Source organism: Maritalea mobilis (assembly GCF_004363175.1).
GTDB lineage: Bacteria > Pseudomonadota > Alphaproteobacteria > Rhizobiales > Devosiaceae > Maritalea > Maritalea mobilis.
On the sequence record NZ_SNYR01000003.1, the window covers coordinates 434,460 to 457,258 of the forward strand.

The window sequence follows — 22,799 nt, forward strand, 5'->3', positions numbered from 1 at the left end:
AGATATTCCTTCAATTTCGCCGCACCATATCCCAAGAGGTTTTGGATTTCCAACAAAACAGACCAAGATATGGGTGCAATGGATTGACGCAGGTAAAAAGAGGTAAACCATTTGGATGCCTCATTGAATATGGATAAAGCCTATGCCCGAATTGCCCGAGGTTGAAACAGTAAGAAGCGGTCTCGAACCTTTTCTAACCGGTGCCACCATCAATGAAGTGAAACTTAATCGGCCAGACCTGCGCTTCCCTTTTCCCGACAATATGGTGAAACGGCTTGAGGGCCAAACCATTCAGCATGTGGGGCGGCGCGCCAAATATTTGGTGGTAGAACTGAGCTCAAGGGAAAATCTGCTGGCCCATCTCGGCATGAGTGGCAGCTTCAAAGTCGGTCAATATGTGCCTGATGCGGAGGCGCGGGTGCATAAGCAAAAATTGTCGCCCAAACATGACCATGTGACCATGCGCCTAACCCATCCGACCCAAGGGGAGGTTGAGCTGATCTATAATGACCCGCGTCGCTTCGGCTATATGGATTTAATCGCCGATGGGGCGCCCAATAAGCATTTGGACCATCTCGGGCCCGAGCCACTGTCTAATCAGTTTAGTGCCGAGCATTTGGCAATGCGCTTTGCCGGGAAAAGAAGCCCGGTGAAAACCGGGCTGCTGGATCAGCGTATCGTGGCTGGTCTCGGCAATATCTATGTGTGTGAGGCGCTGTTTGAAATGGGCATTGATCCCTTTAAGCCAATGGCGGCCTTGGCCGATGCCCATAAGAAAGAGCCTGCCTTACTCGATGGGTTGACCCAAGCCATCAAGCGGACCCTGCTGGTGGCCATTGAGGCGGGCGGTTCCACCTTAAAAGACTTCAAAAATGCGCAGGGCGATCTGGGCTATTTTCAGCACCAATTTAAAGTCTATGGCCGCGAGGGAGAAGTCTGTGCTAATGAAGGCTGCGGCTCACTTATTGAGCGCCGGGTACTCTCTGGTCGCTCCACCTTTGTGTGCCCCACTTGTCAAAGCTAGCATCAGGCGCGGCGAAAGCGGGGCAATGTTGCCCTGAGGCCACGCCTTTTGGCGTATTTTGATATTGACGTGATCACTTAGGCGCTCTATAACGCGCCAACGAAATTTTGGCGGCAGCTGTGCCGCCGCTTTTATTTCGGTTGGAATGAACGATCATTTGAGCCGAAAACGCATAACGAGGAAAAGCATGGCAAATACTCCGTCAGCAAAAAAGGCTGTACGCAAGATTGAGCGTAAGACCGAGGTCAACAAAGCACGCCGTTCGCGCATGCGCACATTCATCCGCAAAGTAGAAGAAGCAATTGCTTCTGGCGATGGTGCTGCTGCGAAACAGGCATTGCAAGCTGCTCAGCCTGAAATTATGCGCGCCGCAACTAAAGGCGTCGTTCATAAGAACATGGCTGCTCGCAAAATCTCGCGCTTGGCGTCACGTGTTAAGGCTGTTTCTGCTTAAGGCATAAACACCCAAGACATTTCAAATTTGAAAGCCCTTCTTTGAGAAATCGAAGAAGGGCTTTTTGCGTGCATTTTTTGCGCTCTCAGACAAATTTTGGTTCAACCTATTGGCAGCTAATTTTCGCCAAGTGGAATCGAAAAGCCCAAACCATTGAATCTATTTAAAATTTTGTCATCTAACTGATATGTGCAGCGAAAAAATAATAAATTTCAAAGGGTTAATGTGGGGTCTGCTTACGCCGAAACGCAAAATAATGACCCCAAATCAGCGGAAAAATCAGAAAAAGTAAATTTTTTATTAACGTCATTTTAGGGCTTGATTTTTGAATTTGTAAGAAGAGTCAACGCCTTAAAAAGAAGGGGTCAGACTCACCCTTGCTCAACCGCAATTTTGAACAAAGAGTCAATCCCCATTTTGCGAGATTCCACGGTTGAAACCCACAATTTTCAAGGCTAATATGATCCTCGTTGGAACGAAGACTGATGATATGTGAGTAAAAAATTGCCACATATTATTCTAACCGGGGGCATTGTGATGCGACACAAGAAAAACGAGCGTGTTGGGCTCGAGTTTCGTAATATATGTAAAGAACTCGCATCATTCTTTTCTTAGCTCACCAGGTCTTGTGAGTTTCAATAGAAAACATTCTGGCGATTATCGCTAAACTTTAAAATAAACCGGCAATTCTCAACGTTGAATATTTCAGCGATCGATATTGCTATGTTTACGGGGCAAGAAAACCCGTCGTGCGGCCAACTTTGCGGGGTTGGAGACGGGTGAGATTTGGGCAAACAGAGGCACATAATGAACCACACAACGCTTTTGGCGCGCGACTTCGGACAAGAAACAGAACAACAAGACGTTGCGACCAATCAATCACAACAAATGGGTGGAGAGCTAATGGCAGATTTGGGGGCGGATCAGTCTAAGATTTGGGAGCGTGTTAAGAAAAGACTTTGGGCAAGCGTGGGTGAAGATGTTTTTTCATCTTGGTTCGCGTCAATGGAATTGGAAGAGATTTGCGATGGCATCGCGCACCTGTCCGTTCCAACCCGCTTTTTAAGCTCATGGATTACATCAAACTATCAAGATCGTATTTTAGAGTCATTTACATCAGAAACAGATCAAGTTAGCCAATTGCACCTCACCGTACGTGTGAATGGCAAGCCGCGGGCCACAATTCAGCAAAACAGCACACCAGAGACTGCGAAGCCAGAGGCGAAAACCACTACGGCGCAAGGTTTGCGCACCGGCGCTCAGCACAATGCACGCATTAAAGCGGGCGACGCGCTTTCAGGCTCTGCGCTGGACCCAAAACTCACTTTTGATAGCTTTGTGACCGGCTCTGCCAACGAAATGGCTTTGGCCGCAGCCAAGCAGGTGGCGCAAGCTGCTGCGCAAGGCACTGCCGCCTTTAACCCGGTTTATATCCATTCTTCTGTTGGCTTGGGTAAATCCCACTTGCTGAACGCCATTGCGTGGGCAGCAGGTGCAGGCGACAAGAACCGCAATATTGTTTATCTCACTGCCGACCATTTCATGTATCACTTCATCACAGCGGTACAGCGCCAAAGCGCAATTGCTTTTAAAGAATGGCTCCGCTCAATCGATGTGTTGCTCATCGATGATATGCAATTCCTTCAAGGCAAATCTGTTACTGAATTGGGTCAAGCCTTGAGCGCCTTGCTCACTGGTGCCAAGCAAGTTGTTGTGGCGGGCGATGCGCCTCCACGGGATTTGGACATGTTGGATGATCGCTTGCGGTCGCGCCTGTCTGGTGGTCTTGTGGTGCCGATCCAGCCTTTGGATGAAGAGTTGCGTCGGGCCATCGTGGAAAAGCGGGCTGAGCAAGCCGCAGCTAAATTCCCAGGTTTGCATATCCCAGCGCCTGTGTTGGATTATGTTGCCCGCAATGTGCTGTCGCATGGCCGAGATTTGGATGGCGCGGTGAACCGCTTGGTGGCCGCCAACCAATTGACGGAAGAACCGATCACCATCGAGCTGGCTGAAAAAGCACTGCACGATCTGCTGCGCACACGTGATACACGCCGGGTGAAGATTGATGAGATCCAAACAACAGTGGCCAAGCACTTTAAAGTGTCTAAGCCGGATCTGTTGTCCTCACGTCGCTCACGCTCTGTGGTACGCCCACGTCAGATCGCGATGTATCTATCAAAAGTGTTGACCTCGCGCTCATTGCCAGAGATTGGCCGTCGCTTCGGCAATCGCGACCACACCACCGTGTTGCACGCTGTGCGTAAAGTGGAGCAATTGATGGGCGGGGACACCGGATTTGCGCAAGAAGTTGAACTGCTTAAGCGCATGATCGAAGAGTAGAAACGCGAGAAAAAATTCTCGGGGGAGGGTAAAACGGTGCATCTTGACAAAAGATGCGCCGTTTTCTGTTGTTATTGCGGGTTTTGCGCGAGTTAGGTCTTGCCTTTTGCGCCAGAAAAAGCCAGTTTCGCAACCCCGAATAGATCAATGATAAGCGCCATCGATAAATCACGATGGCAGCATGGGAGACGTCAGATGAAGGTCACTTTGGAGCGCAACCATTTGCTCAAATCTTTGGGCCATGTTCACCGTGTTGTTGAGCGGCGGACCACATACCCCATCCTGTCCAACGTGTTGATCAATGCTCATGATGGGCAGCTTGAATTGCGGGCAACCGATTTGGATATTGAAATCACTGAAAGCGTGCCCGCCATGGTGGGTGTTGCTGGCACCACCACAGTTCCAGCCCATACGCTGTATGAGATTGTGCGCAAGCTTTCAGACGGTGCAGAAGTTAATCTGGAAACAGATGGCACCAATGAGCAAATGACCATCACCTCTGGCCGCTCAAACTTTAATCTGACCTGCTTGGCGCCCGACGGCTTCCCAGACCTGAAGTCTGGCGATTTTAGCCACAAATTCACCTTGAAAGCTGGTGCGCTGAAAAATCTGATCGATTGCACCCAGTTCGCTATTTCTACGGAAGAAACCCGCTATTACCTCAATGGTATTTTCTTCCACACCATGAGCGACGATAGTGGCGTGATCTTGCGCGCTGTTGCCACAGATGGTCACCGTTTGGCGCGCGCTGAAACCGCAGCGCCACAGGGTTCTGAAGGCATGCCATCTATCATCGTGCCCCGCAAAACAGTTGCCGAAGTGCAAAAGCTTCTGGGCGATGATGATCAGGATGTGGTGATCGAACTTTCAGACAGCAAAATCCGCTTTGAATTGGGCGGTGTGGTGCTGTTGTCAAAACTAATCGAAGGCACATACCCGAATTATGAAGGTGTGATTCCGAAGGACAATGACAAACGCTTGGCGGTTGATCGCAACGCGCTGAAACAAGCGGTTGACCGTGTGTCCACCATCGCATCAGACCGGGGCGGCAAGGCCGTGAAACTTGGCCTAAGTGAAGGCTTGTTGGAGCTGAGCGTGACCAACCCAGACCACGGCACGGCGCGTGAAGAATTGCCCATCGAATTTGAGCATGAAGGCTTTGAAATCGGCTTTAATGCCCGTTACTTGCTCGACATTATCGAGCAGGTGCATTCAGAGCAGGCCATCTTCATGTTCTCGGACAGCGGTTCACCAACCATTGTTTTGTCAGAAGATGAATCCGACCGGGCGCTTTATATTTTGATGCCAATGCGGGTATAGCGGGATAAAAGGGCAGGCCATCCATGGCACATAGAGAACTGCCCACCCATTATATTTCCAGATTGCGGCTCACCAATTTCCGCAATTATGCAAGTGCGGCTTTGGACCCTGACGCGCGCCATGTGGTGCTGACGGGGCCAAACGGGGCGGGCAAAACCAATCTATTAGAAGCAATTTCTTTGCTTGGGCCAGGGCGTGGCTTGCGCCGTGCTGCCTTTGAGCAGTTGGCCCTGCACACCAGCGAAACCGGCTGGGCCGTGGCCGCTAGCCTTGAAACGCCAATGGGGCCTGTCGATATGGGCACCGGGCTAGATCAAGGCGTGCAAACGGGCCGCCGGGTGCGGATCAATGGCAGCGCCGCCAAATCCGTCGAGGAATTGGGCGAATATGCCCGCATTCTTTGGCTGACTCCAGCGCTGGATGGCTTGTTCACCGGGCCCGCAGGCGATCGCCGCCGCTTCTTTGACCGATTGGTGATGACCCTCATCCCCAGCCATGGGGCAGAGGCCAATGCTTTTGAAAAGGCCATGCGCCAGCGCAATAAGCTGCTGGAAACAGATTTTGACCCCGGCTGGATGAGCGCGATTGAAGCGCAAATGGCCACCCATGCAGCGGCAATGCACTTTGCGCGGGTGGATATGATCACCCATCTCAACCAATTGCTGGATAAAACACGCGGCAATGCGCCGTTTCCTGCGGCTTATGTGGCCCTTGCAGCGCAAGATGAATTGCAGGAGGAGTTTGTCTCCTCGAGTGCCTTAGAGAGCTTCCTGACTGATTTATGGCGCAATCGCCGCCAAATTGATCGCGGTGCTGGCCGCACCACCTTGGGGCCGCATCGCACGGATATGCAGGTCACGCACGTCGATAAGCAAATGCCAGCCGGGCTTTGCTCCACGGGCGAGCAAAAAGCCTTGCTCATCGGCCTTATCTTGGCGCAGGCCGAGCTGGTGCGCCAGATCACCCATATCTCGCCGCTCTTATTGCTGGATGAGATCGCTGCGCATTTGGACCCGTCGCGTCGCGCGGCCTTGTTTGAGATTCTCAACGCATTGGGCACCCAATGTTGGATGACGGGCACCGACAAAATGCTGTTTGAAGCCTTGGGCGACGAGGCCCAGTTCATCGCGGTAAAAGACGCTCAATTGGCGCTTTAGCATCATAATTTTATGACAATTTCGCCTTGAGTGGCCAAAAGGGGCGACAATCCCAAGAAAAAGCGGCAAAATCGGGCTGCAACGCTTTGGTTTAGGGCCAAAAAGGTCTAGAAAAAGAGAAGCTAAACAGATTGTGATTCGGTGCAAATGAGCGAAGAAAATCAGACCCCTCAAGATAATGAATATGGTGCGGAAAGCATTCGCGTGCTCAAGGGCTTGGATGCGGTGCGCAAACGGCCGGGCATGTATATCGGGGACACCGATGATGGCTCTGGCTTGCACCATATGGTCTATGAGGTGGTGGACAACGCGATTGACGAAGCGCTTGCTGGCCATGCCGACTATGTGACCGTGACATTGAACCCGGATGGTTCTGTCTCTGTCACCGATAATGGTCGCGGCATTCCAACCGATATTCACGAAGAAGAAGGCGTTTCTGCTGCCGAAGTGATCATGACCCAGCTTCATGCGGGCGGTAAGTTCGATTCCAACTCCTATAAGGTGTCGGGCGGCTTGCACGGCGTGGGCGTTTCTGTGGTGAATGCGCTTTCAATCTGGTTGGAGCTTGAAGTGAAGCGCAAAGGCAAAGTGCACCGCATGCGCTTTACCCATGGCGTGGCAGACGCACCTTTGGAAGTGGTTGGCGATGCTGGCGACGAAACAGGCACCAAAGTGACCTTCCTGCCCTCGCCTGAAACCTTCACCATGGTGGAGTTTAGCTATGATACGCTCGAGCATCGTTTGCGCGAATTGGCTTTCTTGAACTCCGGCGCGCGCATCATCTTGCGAGATCAACGCCACGGCGAAGATAAAGAAGTTGAGCTGTTTTACGAAGGCGGTTTGGAAGCCTTTGTCCGCTATTTGGACAAATCCAAGCAGGCGCTGATTGAAAACCCGATCTATATCACCGTTGAAAAAGACGACATTACCGTTGAGCTGGCCTTGTGGTGGAACGAAAGTTACCACGAGAACGTGTTGTGCTTTACTAACAATATTCCGCAGCGCGATGGCGGTACCCATTTGGCGGGCTTGCGCGGGGCGTTGACCCGGCAAGTCACAGGCTATGCGGATAGCTCAGGCGTGCTTAAGCGCGAAAAAGTGTCGCTGACAGGCGATGATTGCCGTGAAGGCCTGACCTGCGTGCTGTCCGTTAAAGTGCCGGACCCGAAATTCTCATCTCAAACCAAAGACAAGCTTGTGTCCTCCGAAGTCCGCCCCGTGGTGGAATCAGTGGTCAATGAGCGTTTGAACCAATGGTTTGAAGAGCATCCGCAGGAAGCTAAGAACATCATCTCAAAAGTGGCCGAAGCTGCTGCGGCGCGTGAAGCTGCGCGCAAGGCGCGGGAGCTGACCCGGCGTAAAACCGCGTTGGATGTGTCCTATCTGGCAGGCAAGCTTAAAGATTGCTCGGAAAAAGACCCGGCCAAATCAGAACTCTTCCTAGTGGAGGGTGATAGTGCGGGCGGATCGGCCACTCAGGGCCGTGACCGGGGCACTCAGGCCGTTTTGCCGCTGCGTGGTAAGATTTTGAACGTTGAGCGGGCGCGCTTTGACAAAATGCTATCGAGCCAAGAAATTGGCAACCTTGTGATGGCGCTCGGCACATCCATCGGGCGCGAAGAGTTCAATATCGAAAAATTGCGCTACCATAAAATCATCATCATGACCGATGCGGACGTGGATGGGGCGCACATTCGTACGCTGTTGCTCACCTTCTTCTATCGGCAAATGCCTGAATTGATCGAAAATGGCCACGTCTATATCGCGCAGCCACCGCTTTACAAAGTGCGTCGCGGTCAATCAGAGCAATATTTGAAAGATGAGAAAGCACTCGAAGAATATTTGCTAAACACTGGTTTGGAAGATGCTGCGCTGATCACTGCCGCAGGCGTCACTCACACGGGGCAAGATTTGCTCGATCTGGCTGGCAAAAGCCGGGATATGGTGCACACCATCAATGGTCTGAATGCACGTTATGATCGGCAGATTGTAGAGCAATGCGCAATCTCCGGCGCGCTGAGCCTTGAAGTGTTTGAAGACCCAGCCAAGGGCGAAAAAATGGCCAACACCGTTGCGCAGCGACTTGATCTTGTATCAGCCGAAACGGAGCAAGGTTGGCAGGGAACATTTGACCCGGCTGAAGGTTACATTTTTGAACGCACTGTGCGTGGCGTGTTGGAAAGCCATAAAATTGACAGCGGCTTGCTGCGCTCAACCGATGCGCGCAATCTGGAAAAACTGGCCAGCTATTTGGGCAATCTGTTTGAAGGTTTGGCCAAGCTGGAACGTAAAGCACAGCACCAGCAGATTTTTGGTCCGTTCTCGCTTTATGATGCGATGACCAGCTTTGGCCGCAAGGGCATCTCTATGCAGCGCTATAAGGGGCTGGGTGAAATGAACCCCGACCAATTGTGGGAAACAACGCTCGATCCAAACGCTCGTTCTTTGCTGCGTGTGCACATTAAAGAAAGCGATGTGGCAGACGAGACCTTCTCTAAATTGATGGGGGATTTGGTTGAGCCGCGGCGTGAATTTATTCAGGAAAATGCCCTGAGCGTGGCCAACCTCGATGTATAGTTAAAGGCGCCTTAGGGCGCCTTTTTTATTTTAGGGGCTTTTGCAGCAAGATCGTGGTGAACCCGCTATCCCATTCTTCATCGGGATATTGCTTAATCTCCTCAAACCCATGCTTTTGATAAAATGCGCGGGACTGAACGTTAAAACTGTCGGTTTCCAGTCGCACCTGACCATGCGATTTGACAATCTCTTGCTCGGCAAAGGCCAACAGTGAGCTGCCAACCCCTTTGCCTTGCGCTGCAGGCGACACATGCAAAGCAGCCACAAAGTCACCAATCCAATGGATCATCCCCAAAGGCTTGTCATCCAATGTTGCCACATAAATGTCGGCGACATATTGCTCGAGATAATCAAGCACACGCGTGGGGAAATCTTTGCCCTTTTCAATGCCGGGGCCAGTAAGCCGGGGGTGCCACACTTGCTCAAATGTTGCGATCAAAATGTCGGATAGCGCAGCTATATCTTCTTTGCGCGCCGTACGAATGGAAAGGGAAGAACTCATCACTTGCTCACAATTTGGCCAAAAGCCTTCTTTAAGGTGATGGCTGTGCGCATGCAAAGGGCAGCGAGAGAGAAAAATGCGGTGTTGCAAAAATGTTTACACCCCATAAACCGGCCACAATTACATTGTTAAAGCACTTTCCTCGACTTTTAATCAAATCCGTGAGGGCTGTTGGTGGCGCGTAAACCATCCAAATCATCCGACCTGAAATTAACCACCGCTGATCGTGTGGGCGCGAACAAAGGCAAAAAGTCTGGCACGCGCACCAAAACCAAAGCGGCGGCGAAAACAGCTGCTCCGAAAAAGAAAACAACACGTCGTAAGGCGAAAAAGCAGCAGAAATGGACCTTCTGGCGGGTCTTTCGGCGGCTATTCTATTGGGGCGTGGTTCTGGGCGTTTGGGCCGGCATCGCGGTCATCGGCGTTGTCGCCTATTATGGCATGCAATTGCCATCCTCTGACACATGGGCCATTCCGGATCGCCCGGCCAATATTCGCATTGTTGCGGCCGACGGGCGGCTATTGTCCAACCGCGGTAAAATGGGGGGCGAAGCGGTCTCCATTCATGAATTGCCGCATTTCGTGCCTGCTGCCGTGTTAGCGATTGAAGATCGGCGCTTTTACGACCATTTCGGGGTCGATCCGATCGGCATCGCCCGAGCCTTCGTTAACAACACGATTGAAGGCCGCATCACGGGCGGTGGCTCCACAATCACCCAACAGGTGGCGAAAAATCTATTCCTAACGCCAGACCAAAATTATGGCCGGAAAATTCAAGAAGCGCTTTTGTCCGTTTGGTTGGAGCAGAACTTCACCAAAGACGAAATTTTGCAGCTCTATTTGAACCGGGTTTATTTTGGCGCAGGCTCTTATGGTATTGAGGCGGCAGCCCAGCGTTATTTCGGGAAGTCTGCCCGTAATCTATCCTTGGGCGAATCCGCCATTTTGGCGGGCCTCCTCAAAGCGCCGTCACGTCTGGCGCCGAACAAAAACCCCGAAGGGGCAGCTGCCCGGGCCCGCCTGGTGCTCAATGCCATGGCGGAAGAAGGCTACATCTCAGAAGCTGAGGCAAAAGCGGCCGCTATTGATCCCAACAAACGCATCCGCACCCGCGTCACCGGCACTGAATATTATGTGGCCGATTGGGTGGAAACCTTGATGGATAACTATCTGGGTGAAGTGAATCAGGACGTGATTGTCTACACCACCATCAATTGGGAAATGCAGAAACAGGCTGAATTCCTGATCAAAGAAATTGTGCGGGAACAGGGCGAAGAACGAGCCTTTAGCCAAGGCGCGCTGGTGTCTATGACCCCGGATGGCGCAGTGCAGGCCATTGTGGGCGGTATTGATTATACCCAAAGCCAATATAACCGCGCGGTCACTGCACGGCGGCAATCTGGCTCGGCGTTTAAACCATTTGTGTATCTCACCGCGTTGGAAAACGGCTATCGGCCAGACACAGTGGTGGAAGATGCGCCATTCACCTACCAGAATTGGTCGCCGGAAAATGCAGGCGGCAAATATCGCGGGCGCATTCAATTGCGTGATGCATTGGCCATGTCGTCCAACGTTGTTGCGGGCAAATTGGCCATTGAGCTTGGCCCACGCCAGATTGCGCAAACCGCTTATAAGCTCGGTATTTCCAGCAATATTGATGCGGTGCCCTCAAGCGCGTTGGGCACAACAGGCATTTCATTGCTTGAGCTCACCGCAGCCTATGCGCCATTTGCCAATGGTGGCGAGGGCATTATCGCGCGGGTTATTTCGCGCATTGAAACCGCCGATGGCGAAGTGCTTTACAATCACGAACCTGTGGGCCCCGGTCAGGTGATCGCGCCTGAATATATCCCCATGATGAATGACATGTTGGTGCATGCCGTGGAAGTGGGCACAGGCCGCAAAGCACAGTTTGGCAATTGGCCCATCGCGGGTAAAACGGGTACCTCCCAAAAGAACCGTGACGCTGTGTTTGTGGGATATAGCGCGCGCCTCGTCACCGGCGTATGGGTGGGTAATGATGATGACACCCCCACCAAGGCAAGCGGCGGCAATATCCCCGTGCAAATCTGGCACGATTTTATGCAAGAAGCCCATGAAGGTTTAGCCGTTGCGCAAATTCCGGGCGGCAATGTGCGGTTTGACAATCAGAATCAAGTGTTGGAGCCGATGACCAATCGGCAGGCGCAGCCGCAAGAGGGGCAACGCCGCAATCTTGGTGATTTGATCAATGAAATCTTCTCGCGCAACTAGGCGCGAGAAGATGATCTTGCTCGCCTAATAGATGAACGGAATCAGTTTTTTGGTCCGTGCTTCATAGGCCTCAAATGGCTCGCCATAGCGGTCGCGCAAATAGGCATCCAACAGCGGTACATTGTAAAACGCGAAAGTGCAAAACAGCATCAGCGGAATGGCGGCGCCCAGCCAGTGCCCGGCGATCAGCGCATAGGCACCCACCCAAACAATATCGCCAAAAAAATTGATGTGCATGGAATAGGCGAACAACCCGCCAGTATAAAGCTTGCCCTTATTTGCCGGGTCTTGCTTGAAAACATGCCGTTGCAGTTCGGACCATGTGTTGAGTAGGCAGCCAAGCGCAAACAAGGCGATTGCCGCATAATCAACCATTCCCAGCGGCGCATCATTCGGCAGCACCAAAATGGCGAAGCCCACATAATAGAGGGCAAAAGCGGCGGGCACAGCGAAGGCTTCAGACCAAGGCAAAGTGCGCTTCATCAGATAAAACATCATAAAGCCCATGCGTAGTAAAATGACGATATTGAAGGCCAAGATCACGCCGTAGCGGGTGGGGGTAGTTGCGGGCAACGACCAGTCAACCAGATTGGCGATCAGTGGTCCGCCACTACCAAACATGATCCATGCCGAAAGCCCGATCAGTGCCAGTTCTATCAATGTGATGGTGATTTTTTGCGGAACAGATTTTGATTTTGAACCATATAGCTCAAGCATAATGCACCTCAATCTTTGTGCGGGAGGAATGAAAAATCAGGTTGGCGATGGTGGATGGCGGCGAGATAAATCTCACCTTCCATCTGGCGCAAAAGAGACAGCATTTGCGGAGACAAAGCAGTTTCAATTTTCGTGTAATAGCTGCGGATCGCATCTCCAAATTTTTGGTTGCGCGCCATACTGTCAAAAAACAGCGCGAAATACCGGGCCAGCCCATATTTGTTGAAAGTGGCGGTGTCGCCGAACATGGATTGATAGCCAGTCTGCAACAGGTGAAGTTGATCCGTGTCCGAGGCATTGGCAAAGGCCTCAAAATCCATCGCGGCAAAGCCATCGAGAAAATAACGCTGCAACACCTGGTCGATCAAATCGTCCTTTGAGCTGAAATGATGATAGAGCGCGCCTTTGGAAACACCCGCTTTTTTGATCACCTCGCTAAGCCCCACGCCATCATAGCCTTGGGCCAAAAACATATCGAAAGCGATGTCCAATAATTGATCTTTGAGCTGCGCCATTTAAGTCTCCACATACAAACCGACCGGTCGGTTTGTATGTAGGCGCTAAAATTGCGTGCGTCAAGAAAAAGAACAAAAATATCTAACGGGTGATTTGATAGCGCATCAGCTCGCGCCCATTTTCCTTCAGCCAATCATGACCAAGTTTCATGTCTGGCAAGGTCTCTTTCACCGTGCGCCAAAAGCGGGGTGAATGGTTCATTTCACGCAAATGCGCCACCTCATGCGCGGCGACATAGTCCAGCACAAAGGGGGGCGCCAACACCAATCGCCACGAAAAATTCAATTGGCCCGAAGAGCTGCAAGATCCCCAACGGCTGGTTTGATCACGAATGGTGATCCCCTTGGGCGAAAGCTTCAAACGCGCCGCGTGGAGCTGCACTTGCCGTTCCAAATCCTGCCGCGCCTGCGCCTTTAACCAATCGCCCAACTTGCGGGCAAAGTGTTCAGGCGCCCCCGGCACGTCAATTCGCTGTAGCGCGTCATCTATTTGCACCAAACCGCGCAATTGCTCGGTACGGCCCAAAATATGCGGCACCCCACGCAAGGGAAGCGCCATGTCCGGCTCAACTAGGCGAGGCAAGGCAATCTTGTCCATGCGTTGATTGAGCCAATCATGATGCCGTCGCAAAAAATCCTGCGCATCGGGCCAATTGCCACGTTTCGGCACTGTCAAAGTGGGGCCATGTTTGGGATGCAGCGATAAGCGATAATGTTTGGCCCGCGCATTTTGGCGCACCAAAACATCCACCGAACCTGCGGTGAGATCAAGGGTCAGCCTGTCGGGAATCGCTTGGCGACGTTTCAACATCATGATTTGAATTTCGCGCAAATGAACCTGCTTTGGCAACAAAAAAGGCACCCTAAATAGGGTGCCAGATCCGCTTAAGATCAGTTTTGGGGGTCAGGGGTCCCTTGCGCTTATTTCGGGGGCAAGCGCAAGGGCAGGGAGGAAGCTAGATTTTAATAGTCGTCGCGTTTCTTTTCATCATCGCGGCGGGAAAAACGATCATCTTCGTCGTCATCATGGCGCTTTGCGCGGTGTTCAGACTTAAAGCGATCAAATTCTTCACGGTCACGGGCCATATGCAAATTGCGCAAGAAATCTTCAAACTCTTCACGCTCTTGCTCAAGGCGGGCACGCTCTTCTTCAATGCGACGAATTTCGGCTTCGCGATATTCATCAAAAGCAGCGTTGCCAGTTGCGCCACGGCGATGTTTAGAACCGCGACAGCCCTTCATTTTGTGCTTTTGGTTTTTCATCCATTTTTCGGCTTTGTCGCTTGAGCCGCCCCAATGTTCGCCCCACAAGATGTAGAACAACATGGCCAAGCCAAGCGGCCAGAAAATAATAAAGCCAAGAACCATAAGACCAATGGTCAATGGGGACCATTCTGGTTTAATCAATTGTGTGCTCATTGTATCACCTCTTCATCAACGATGACTTAGATTTGGGCGCGATTTTGGTGGCTTCAAGCACCAATTTTTTGCAAAAAGGGTCTTGAAAAAGCACAAAGCAACGCCCAGCGGCCCGTAAAACGGGGAAAAATGCCCCAAAATTTCCGCGGCCCATTCAAATTCGGGAGCCAAAATTGACCGATTCAGAACAAACAGCACCCGCCTTGGCCTATAGCGGCCACCATAGATTGCGCCTTGAAACGCTGGTGCGTTTACGCTGGCTTGCCGTCGCGGGGCAAAGCGCCGGGGTGCTGGTGGTGGCATTTTTGCTCAATTATGAACTGCCCTTGGCCGCCTGTTTCACCCTGATTGCCATGTCTGCCTGGCTAAATGTGTTTTTGCTGGTGCGGTTTCCCGCCACCTTGCGTCTGCGGTCGCAAGTCTCTGCCATCCAATTGGCGTATGATTCATTGCAATTGGGTGGGCTGCTTTATCTAACCGGTGGCCTTTATAACCCTTTCGCTTTGTTGCTTCTGGCACCGGTCAGCGTGTCGGCCACCACTTTGCCTTATCGTTGGACCTTGGCGCTAAGTGCCTTGGCCGTGGCCATCATTTCATTGTTGGGCCTGTTTCATATGCCACTGCCATGGAGCGGGGCGGAACCGTTCTCCATCAATAATCTATATGTGTTTGGCATTTGGGTCGCCTTGGTGTGCGGTGTGGCCTTCACCGCGGCCTATACCAACCGGGTAGCCCACGAAGCGCGGCAATTGGCTGATGCCCTTAGCGCCACAGAATTGGTGCTGGCGCGAGAACAGCACCTCTCTGCCATCGATGGCTTGGCCGCCGCCGCCGCACATGAGCTTGGCACGCCTCTGGCCACCATTGCCCTTGCTGCAAAAGAGATGCAGACCGATCTGGACGACCCGCAATCGCTGAAAAAAGATTTGGAACTGATCACCGAGCAAGCCACCCGCTGTCGCGAGATTTTGCAAAAACTGCGCAACCTCAACACCAATGAAGAGCATTTTTACGAACTTAGCCCCAGTGATCTAGTGGCTGAAGTGTCTGAACCCCAGCGCTTTTTTGGCATCGATATTGATATTGATGCCCAAGGCGATGGGCAGGAACCAAAAATGGCGCGGAATTCGGGCCTGATCTACGGCTTGGGTAATCTTATCGAAAACGCGGTAGATTTCGCTCAAAGCCGTGTTGAGGTGAAGGTGCGGTGGACCGACAAGATGTTGGAAATATCCATCTGTGATGATGGGCCTGGCTACACTCAGGATATGCTGATGCGTATGGGCGAGCCCTATCTCACCACCCGGCCAAAAGATATGAAAGATAGCGACCCCACTGAGCCCGGAGGCCTTGGCCTTGGTATCTTTATCGCGAAAACCTTGTTGGAGCGCACGGGCGCCCACCTCGACTTTTACAACCGCGATGAAGGCCGCCATGCCTGCGTCAAAATAGCATGGCCAAGACAGGTGATTGAACTCAATGAGTGATTTAAACGTATTCGTCGAGATGGTTTTGACCTTAGGGTCGAAATAGTGCCATAAAGTATCAATTGCGAGGATACGACAATGACCAGTGTGCCCGAACTTTTGGACAAAGATTTGTCCTTACTGCTTGTGGATGATGATAAACCCTTTTTGACCCGGCTTGAACGCGCCATGCAAAAGCGTGGCTTTGATGTGCGCACGGCAGACAGCGTTGCCGCAGGCATGGCACAGGTTAAATCCAACCCTCCCGCCTATGCGGTGGTGGATATGCGCCTTGAAGATGGCAATGGGCTGGATGTGGTGTCCACGCTGAAAGAAAAGCGGCCAGACGCGCGCACTGTGGTGCTCACTGGATATGGCAATATTGCCACCGCCGTAACTGCCGTAAAATTGGGGGCTGTGGATTATCTTGCCAAGCCGGCTGATGCGGACGACGTGTTCAAAGCGCTGATGGCTGATGAAGATGAGATCAAGGCCGATCCGCCAGAAAATCCAATGTCGGCAGATCGGGTGCGTTGGGAGCATATTCAGCGGGTTTATGAATTGTGCGACCGCAACGTGTCGGAAACCGCACGACGCCTTAATATGCATCGCCGCACCTTGCAACGCATTTTGGCAAAACGCGCCCCACGCTAAAACATTTCGATAAATCAACGCACTTTGTCTTTTTTCCGTGCCATCCGGCTGCTAAACATAAGCAACGGACACGGGAAAAATCACAAAGGTTTTTAAAATGAGCGTTGTTTTATCTTTCCATGGTGCAGCAGGCACCGTCACCGGATCTTGCTATCGGGTCACCCATCCGGGTGGTCAATTCCTTGTGGATTGCGGCCTGTTTCAAGGCAACAAAGCCGTGCGCGCGCTTAACGACAAACCTTTCCCGTTCGACCCAGCCAAACAAAATTATGTGCTGCTCACCCATGCCCATATCGACCATGCGGGCCTGTTGCCCAAATTGGTCAAGCATGGCTTTAAAGGCCCTATTCATGGCACCGCACCCACAACCGGTTTGATGGATTATTTGCTGCCAGACAGCGCGGGCATTCAAGAATATGAGGCCGAACGGCAGAACCGTAAACGGGCACGCAAAGGCGAAGAACTGATCGAGCCGCTCTACACCCGCGAGCATGCAGAAGAAACCATCGCGCGGTCTAAAGCACATCCCTATGAGGAATGGTTTGAACCCGGCCCCGGTGTAAAAGCACGCTTTTGGAATGCGGGGCATATTTTAGGTAGCGCCTCCATTGAAGTGCATGTGCAAGATGAACAGGGCAAGACCATCAAAATGCTGTTCTCTGGCGATTTGGGCCCGGATGAAAAAGTGTTTTATCTCGAGCCTCACGCGCCATCTGGCTTTGACTACATTTTGTGCGAAAGCACATATGGTGGCCGGGATAGAGATGACTATTCCCTAGAAGAACGCCGCACTGCACTGAAAAAAGAGATCAATCAGGCTCTGGCCCGTGGTGGCAATTTGGTCATTCCCGCATTTGCGGTCGAGCGCAGTCAAGAATTACTGCACGATATCGGCCTCTTGATCAAACGGGGTGAAATTGACCCGCAATTGGTTTTCCTCGATTCGCCTTTGGCGCGCCGCGTCACCTCCGTGTTCAAGCGCCATGCGGCTGACCTGCAAGATGTGGAACTAAACCCTGAAGAGCTGTTTGCCGATGATCGGTTCCGTATTGTTGAATCGGTGGAAGAGAGTAAAGCCATCAACCGGATCAATGGCGGGGCCATCATCATGGCCGCCTCTGGCATGTGCGATGCCGGGCGGATCAAACACCATTTGCGCAACAATATTTCTGATCCAAAATCCACCGTGCTTTTCGTTGGCTACCAAGCGCCGGGCACATTAGGCCATGTGATCAAATCGGGCAAAAATGAAGTGCGCATCCATGGTAATAACCACATTGTGCGCGCCGCCATTCGCTCCATCGGCAACTATTCTGCCCATGGTGATCATACCGAATTGATGGATTGGATTGCCGAACGCTTGCCCGCGCACGGTGCAATTTTCCTTACCCATGGGGAAGATGAAAGCCGCGATGCCATGAAACAGGCTTTAGGCGAAAAAGGCTTGGGGCCAGACAAGGTGATAGCACCACAATTGGATGATCAGTTTGAACTGCGCGCCAACGGCGTTGGCGAAGTGCATCAAGCCGAGCATCTGCGCATCGATCCGCAACAATTCACGCAAGATTGGTCCGCCGAATATGCCCGCTTCTCCATCGAGCTCGGCCATCTTCTCACCGAAGAACAAAGTGACAAAAAACGCCTAAACCTAATGAAGCGCCTCCGCGCTGAACTGGACAAAGCTTAGGTGCGACGGGAACAAGCTAGGTGATCATTTTCATCGGACCCAACCGTCAACGCGGTAACGTGCTTGGATTTAAGGCGTTTCAGGATGCGCCGGCGACCAAGCACAAAACCTATAATTGGCTATTCAGAACACACCGCTTGCCCCCAGCGACCTATATCTTCACGTTTATTGACCGTTTGCACCCGCGCGAACGGCAATTGGCGGCCAAGATTTATCGCCACATCAATGCTGCCGGAACTGGCTTTAAAGCCCTAAATGATCCCGCCAAAGCCAAAAATAGGCTGGGGATTTTACGGGCTTTGCATGGCGCGGGCATAAATGACTTCAATGGCTATCGCGCAGATGAAGCGCCACAACCCGCTAAGTTCCCCGTTTTCCTGCGCAATTTGTCAGTCAGTTTGCCGCCAGTCACAGATCTGATTTACTCACAAAGTGAGTTGGAAATCGCGATTGAAAAACTAGCTCAGACCGGGGAACCTTTAGATGATTTGATTGTCATCGAATATCGTGCTGAGCCTTATATGGAAGACTATTTCGTCAAGCTTTCAGCCTATCGGATCGATGATCGATATATGCTGGATTTGTTTCTCTATGACCAGAAATGGTATGTGAAATATGGCGAAGTTGACACCATGCCGCCCAACTCTGCGGAAATTGAAGCAAAGCTGTTGCGCGAAAACAAATGGATGGACGAGGCCAAGACGGTTTTCGATTTAGCGCAAATTGAATATGGCCGCGTCGATTTCTCATTGGTCGACAGTCGCCCGCAATTTTATGAGATCAATTTCCATCCGCAATTCACGATGTCGGAATATGAGTCCAAATGCCCGGTGCGGTTGGAAAATGCAAAGTTTGCTGCCCGTCGTCGTATGGATGCGATGAAGGCTTTGGTCTCAAAATCATCTGCTCAACCCATTGCAAATATTGTAGATTCAGAGATAACAGCCTTTCGCCTTCGTCCTTGGCGAAATTTTGCACCCCAAAGATATTGAGTTTTTATGCTTATTTTTATCGGCCCAAACCGGCAGCGTGGCAATCTGCATGGGTTTAAAGTTTTTCCTGATGCGCCAGCGTACAAGCACAAAACTTACAGCTGGCTCTTCCGCACCCGGCGGTTACCCGCGGCGACATATATTTTCACTTTTATCGATCGATTGCACCCACGCGAGCGCCGTTTGGCAAGCAAAATTTATCATCACATTAATGAGGCGGGCGCCGGGTTTAAGGCGCTGAACGATCCGGCCGCAGCCAAAAACCGCTATCGGTTGCTTCGCACGCTTTATGACCATGGGGTCAATCAATTTAATGCTTATTTGGCCAGCGACGCGCCGCAACCAAATCGGTTTCCAGTTTTTGTGCGTCACTTGTCCGTCAGCTTACCGCCGCTCACGCAATTGCTTGAAAATCAGGATGCGCTTGATGACGCACTGACTGAACTTGAGCAAAAGGGAGAGCCGCTTGACGACCTCGTCGTGATTGAGTTTTGCGCAGTGCCATATCAAGGCGAATTCTATGCAAAGCTGGCGGCCTATCGTATCGATCAAACCATCAGCTTCAACATGATGCTCTTTGATGAAAAATGGTATGTGAAATATCGTGATGTCGATCATATGCCGCCAGATGCGAGTGCATTTGAAGCAAAATTAATGAAGGAAAATGCGTTTCAGGACGAAGTAAGGCGCGTTTTTGAATTGGCCAATATTGAATATGGTCGGGTGGATTTTGGCTTGGTTGAAGGCAGGCCTCAATTTTACGAAATCAATTTCCACCCTCATTTCTCATCGTCTGAATTCGCATCAAAAGATCCGCAGCGTTTGGAAAATGTTACATTGGCCGCCCAGCGTCGGCTGAATGCGCTCAATCAGCTTGATCAACAAACAGATGCGCCTGCCATTGCCAATATTTCTGATTCAGAGATTACAGCGTTCAGATTGCGCCCTTGGCGCAACTTCGCGCCGCAGCGATATTAAAGCGCGCTGGGGCCGGGGTCCATCAGGCTGTGGATGCGGTCGGCGCCGAGGCGGGCCAGTTTGATCATCAAGGTTTTTCGGCGTGCGGGGGCCATTTTGTCGAGGCCGGAGGGGCGGATCATATCAGCGCCATGTCCGTCAGCAACGATGAGGCCTTCACTTTCGGGAAAAATTTCAGCAGCCAACTCTGGCGGTTTGGCGAAGAAAAAGCGATCACAAAACTCGTGATATTCGGGCCATTTCTGGTCTACCCGAAAATCTTCCAAACTGGATTTGATCTCCACAATCCAAATTTCGCCCTTTGGCGTTACGCCCAGCAAATCCGCACGCCGCCCATTGGCCAGTGGCACTTCAGCAAAGCAGGTTATGTCATGTTGCGCACGCAAAAACCGCATGCAGCCGCGTTGCACTTTAAGCGCGGTTTCAGATTGTCTTCCATCCACAATGGGGGGCAAATTTTGCAGCGAATCTTGGGTCATCGCGCAAGTTTAGCGCAAAATATGTGCTGCGCAACGCGGCAAAATCAAAAGGCACCCCGAAGTGGAGTGCCTTTTGATGTGGGTTTAAGCCGCCGCAACTTCGGTCAAAAACTTGTCGACCGTTGTCCGCAAGGTTTGCGCCTGCTGCGCCATATCCTGCGAGGCCACCAACACCTGATTGGCGCTTTGGTTGGTCTCGTCCGCCGCAGTGGTGACCGTGTTGATTGACCCGGTAACCTGTTCCGTGCCCGTTGCGGCTTGGGTGACGCTTTGGCTGATTTCTGCGGTTGCCGCGCCCTGTTCTTCCACAGCGGAGGCGATGGACGTGGTATATTGTGTCACCTCGGTCATGGTGCTGGCGATTTGCTCAATGGCCGCCACCGCATCTTTGGTGCTTTCCTGAATTTCCGTAATCTGGTTGGAAATTTCTTCTGTGGCATTAGCGGTTTGATTGGCCAGTGATTTCACTTCGGTGGCCACCACCGCAAAGCCCTTGTCCATTTCGCCCGCCCGCGCCGCTTCAATCGAAGTGTTAAGGGCCAACAGATTGGTCTGTTCTGCAATATCCTGAATAAGCGCCACCACATCGCCAATCTTTTGTGCGGCATCGGCCAAGCGGGTCACCCGACCATTCGTCAACTGCGCCGCTTCCGCAGCTGAATTGACGATTGTATTGGTTTTGGCAACCTGTCGCGAAATTTCTTCAATGGAAGCGGCTAATTCTTCTGCCACCGCGGCCACCGCTTTCACATTGGTAGACGCTTCTTTTGAAGCATTGGCGGCATCGCCCGCTTGCCCAGACGTATTGTTGGCAATTTCATTGAGCATATTGGCCGTATTGGTCATTTGCGCGCTGTTGGCCGTCACCATTTCAAGCGCATCACCAACTGTGGTGCGGAAGTGGGTGATCAATTCTTCCACGCGTTTTTGCCGTTGGGCTTGGGCCTGTGCTTCAGCGGCACTTTCGCCTTCTAGCCGTTGGCGCTCAATCGCATTTTGCTTGAACACATCCACGGCCCGGGCCATGTCGCCCACTTCGTCTTGACCGTCTGCACCTTCAATTTCTACATCCAACTTGCCTTGGGCAAGCTCGTTCATGGTTGAAGAAAGCCGGGCAATCGGGCGGGTAATGGTACGGGCAAACAGGATGCCAGCGACAATGATCACGGCCAAAATACCGGCCCCGATCATCAACATCAAATTGCGCAAAGCAACCACAGGCTCATTGGATTCAGCAACCCCCTTAACGGCGGCCACGGCCCAACTCACCCCAGCGAAGCTGAAAGGTTCTGTGAAGAGATAAAAATCCTGACCGCGATAGGTGTCGGTGGTGGCAAAGCCACGTTGCCCGGCCAACGCGTCATCAATAGCCTGATAATCGAGGCTGGTGTTCAAAATATCATTTTCTTCGGTGAAGGCTGAATCATTTCGGAACATGTGATCGGCACCAACGATAAAGGTTTCGCCTGTTGTGCCAAGCCCGGTTTTGTCATGCATGATGGTGGTAAACTCGTCCACTGGCAGTTGAAAAGCCAACACTCCAACACGGGTGCCAGACTTGTCAATCAATGGTGTCGACATAAAAGTCGCTGGCAAGTTCTGACTGGGGGCGTAAGGGGCAATATCAAAGAAAGAGAATTCGCCGGGCGCTAAATTCGCCGCACTGCGAAACGCACCACCCAAATCTGACTCAGCCCATTTGCCGCCATTGGCCGCAAAGTTGGTGGCATAGTCATTTTCTTTGGCCACGGTGTAGGTCAAATTGCCCGCCACATCGAACAGGAACACATCATAATAGCCATTTCGGCGCATTAAATTGCTGAAATAGGAATGGTAGCGCGCATGCACGCTGTCATACCAAAGGCCCAACTCTGCTTTTTGCAGCTTGTCCTTTTCACCCACAGGAAAAGGGTTTTGCGCCACATAGCCCTGTTGCAAAATGGTTTGCGGATCACCTTCAATCTGCTGCCAGGCATTGGCAAAATCTTTGCTGGCATCCACCACCACAGGGTTTTCGGCCTGCAAAAGCAAATCGTCGCGCACTTGCGCAAAATAGCGTTTAAGGGCAATGGCGCGGCTTTCAACAATCGCTTCCAACTTACTCTTGGTCATCTCGTGCACGGTTTGAGAACTGATTAAAAAGCTCGCAGTGCCAAGCCCCATGCCAATGGCGAGGGCAGAAATGGAAAGGGCAAGTGGCAGGCGGGCTGCAATTTTTAAGGTAGGCAATTTAAACATGGCAATCGCTCGCAATCAGATAAATCT

Annotated in this window: 19 protein-coding genes; 12 read left to right on the forward strand and 7 right to left on the reverse strand. The window is 51.8% G+C overall.

The window, feature by feature from the left end; translation table 11 throughout:
• The first annotated feature begins 142 nt into the window (after window positions 1–142).
• The 6 genes from mutM to gyrB all read left to right on the forward strand — a co-directional run bounded on the left by mutM (window position 143) and on the right by gyrB (window position 8,872).
• Window positions 143–1,024: a bifunctional DNA-formamidopyrimidine glycosylase/DNA-(apurinic or apyrimidinic site) lyase gene (mutM, locus tag ATL17_RS14825; RefSeq protein ID WP_133573591.1), complete on the forward strand. Its 882-nt coding sequence runs from the start codon at window positions 143–145 to the stop codon at window positions 1,022–1,024.
• A 187-nt stretch (window positions 1,025–1,211) separates the two neighbouring features.
• Complete coding sequence (gene rpsT / locus ATL17_RS14830) at window positions 1,212–1,478, forward strand: 30S ribosomal protein S20 (protein WP_133573592.1); 267 nt, start codon at window positions 1,212–1,214, stop codon at window positions 1,476–1,478.
• Between the two features lie 903 nt (window positions 1,479–2,381).
• Window positions 2,382–3,818: a chromosomal replication initiator protein DnaA gene (dnaA, locus tag ATL17_RS14835; RefSeq protein WP_133573865.1), complete on the forward strand. Its 1,437-nt coding sequence runs from the start codon at window positions 2,382–2,384 to the stop codon at window positions 3,816–3,818.
• A gap of 195 nt (window positions 3,819–4,013) precedes the next feature.
• Complete coding sequence (gene dnaN / locus ATL17_RS14840) at window positions 4,014–5,138, forward strand: DNA polymerase III subunit beta (RefSeq protein ID WP_133573593.1); 1,125 nt, start codon at window positions 4,014–4,016, stop codon at window positions 5,136–5,138.
• Window positions 5,139–5,161: 23 nt separating this feature from the next.
• Entirely contained in the window at window positions 5,162–6,295 is a 1,134-nt protein-coding gene (recF, locus tag ATL17_RS14845) for a DNA replication/repair protein RecF (protein ID WP_133573594.1), read from the forward strand.
• A gap of 147 nt (window positions 6,296–6,442) precedes the next feature.
• Window positions 6,443–8,872 carry a DNA topoisomerase (ATP-hydrolyzing) subunit B gene (gyrB, locus tag ATL17_RS14850; protein ID WP_133573595.1) on the forward strand — a complete coding sequence of 810 codons (2,430 nt, stop codon included), beginning with the start codon at window positions 6,443–6,445 and terminating at the stop codon, window positions 8,870–8,872.
• Window positions 8,873–8,897: 25 nt separating this feature from the next.
• Here the strand turns inward: gyrB and ATL17_RS14855 are convergent, their stop codons facing one another.
• Window positions 8,898–9,374, reverse strand: a complete 477-nt coding sequence (locus ATL17_RS14855) for a GNAT family N-acetyltransferase (RefSeq protein ID WP_133573596.1) — start codon at window positions 9,372–9,374, stop codon at window positions 8,898–8,900.
• Between the two features lie 174 nt (window positions 9,375–9,548).
• Here ATL17_RS14855 and ATL17_RS14860 point away from each other — a divergent pair, with 174 nt between their 5' ends.
• Complete coding sequence (locus ATL17_RS14860) at window positions 9,549–11,627, forward strand: transglycosylase domain-containing protein (protein WP_133573597.1); 2,079 nt, start codon at window positions 9,549–9,551, stop codon at window positions 11,625–11,627.
• Window positions 11,628–11,651: 24 nt separating this feature from the next.
• On the opposite strand, the gene ATL17_RS14865 is transcribed toward ATL17_RS14860, so the two are convergent.
• From ATL17_RS14865 to ATL17_RS14880, 4 genes are all read right to left on the reverse strand, one after another.
• Window positions 11,652–12,344 carry a DUF1295 domain-containing protein gene (locus ATL17_RS14865; RefSeq protein ID WP_133573598.1) on the reverse strand — a complete coding sequence of 231 codons (693 nt, stop codon included), beginning with the start codon at window positions 12,342–12,344 and terminating at the stop codon, window positions 11,652–11,654.
• An 8-nt stretch (window positions 12,345–12,352) separates the two neighbouring features.
• Window positions 12,353–12,859: a TetR/AcrR family transcriptional regulator gene (locus tag ATL17_RS14870; protein ID WP_133573599.1), complete on the reverse strand. Its 507-nt coding sequence runs from the start codon at window positions 12,857–12,859 to the stop codon at window positions 12,353–12,355.
• Window positions 12,860–12,941: 82 nt separating this feature from the next.
• Window positions 12,942–13,691 (reverse strand): M48 family metallopeptidase, encoded by a 750-nt coding sequence (locus ATL17_RS14875; RefSeq protein WP_133573600.1) that lies wholly within the window; start codon window positions 13,689–13,691, stop codon window positions 12,942–12,944.
• A gap of 131 nt (window positions 13,692–13,822) precedes the next feature.
• A complete protein-coding gene (locus ATL17_RS14880) occupies window positions 13,823–14,278 on the reverse strand; it encodes a DUF2852 domain-containing protein (RefSeq protein ID WP_133573601.1) in 456 nt (151 codons plus the stop codon).
• Window positions 14,279–14,451: 173 nt separating this feature from the next.
• On the opposite strand from ATL17_RS14880, the gene ATL17_RS14885 reads away from it, so the two are divergent.
• From ATL17_RS14885 to ATL17_RS14905, 5 genes are all read left to right on the forward strand, one after another.
• Window positions 14,452–15,765 (forward strand): ActS/PrrB/RegB family redox-sensitive histidine kinase, encoded by a 1,314-nt coding sequence (locus ATL17_RS14885; protein ID WP_246028731.1) that lies wholly within the window; start codon window positions 14,452–14,454, stop codon window positions 15,763–15,765.
• A gap of 78 nt (window positions 15,766–15,843) precedes the next feature.
• Window positions 15,844–16,398, forward strand: a complete 555-nt coding sequence (locus ATL17_RS14890; protein ID WP_133573602.1) for an ActR/PrrA/RegA family redox response regulator transcription factor — start codon at window positions 15,844–15,846, stop codon at window positions 16,396–16,398.
• 97 nt (window positions 16,399–16,495) lie between these two features.
• Window positions 16,496–18,085: an MBL fold metallo-hydrolase gene (locus ATL17_RS14895; protein ID WP_133573603.1), complete on the forward strand. Its 1,590-nt coding sequence runs from the start codon at window positions 16,496–16,498 to the stop codon at window positions 18,083–18,085.
• A gap of 20 nt (window positions 18,086–18,105) precedes the next feature.
• A complete protein-coding gene (locus ATL17_RS14900) occupies window positions 18,106–19,077 on the forward strand; it encodes a hypothetical protein (protein WP_133573604.1) in 972 nt (323 codons plus the stop codon).
• A gap of 6 nt (window positions 19,078–19,083) precedes the next feature.
• A complete protein-coding gene (locus ATL17_RS14905) occupies window positions 19,084–20,055 on the forward strand; it encodes a hypothetical protein (protein ID WP_133573605.1) in 972 nt (323 codons plus the stop codon).
• Here the strand turns inward: ATL17_RS14905 and ATL17_RS14910 are convergent.
• Together ATL17_RS14910 and ATL17_RS14915 are read right to left on the reverse strand one after the other, a co-directional pair.
• Complete coding sequence (locus tag ATL17_RS14910) at window positions 20,052–20,534, reverse strand: MmcB family DNA repair protein (RefSeq protein WP_133573606.1); 483 nt, start codon at window positions 20,532–20,534, stop codon at window positions 20,052–20,054. The genes ATL17_RS14905 and ATL17_RS14910 overlap by 4 nt on opposite strands.
• A gap of 84 nt (window positions 20,535–20,618) precedes the next feature.
• Window positions 20,619–22,772 carry a methyl-accepting chemotaxis protein gene (locus ATL17_RS14915; RefSeq protein WP_133573607.1) on the reverse strand — a complete coding sequence of 718 codons (2,154 nt, stop codon included), beginning with the start codon at window positions 22,770–22,772 and terminating at the stop codon, window positions 20,619–20,621.
• Between the last annotated feature and the right edge of the window lie 27 nt (window positions 22,773–22,799).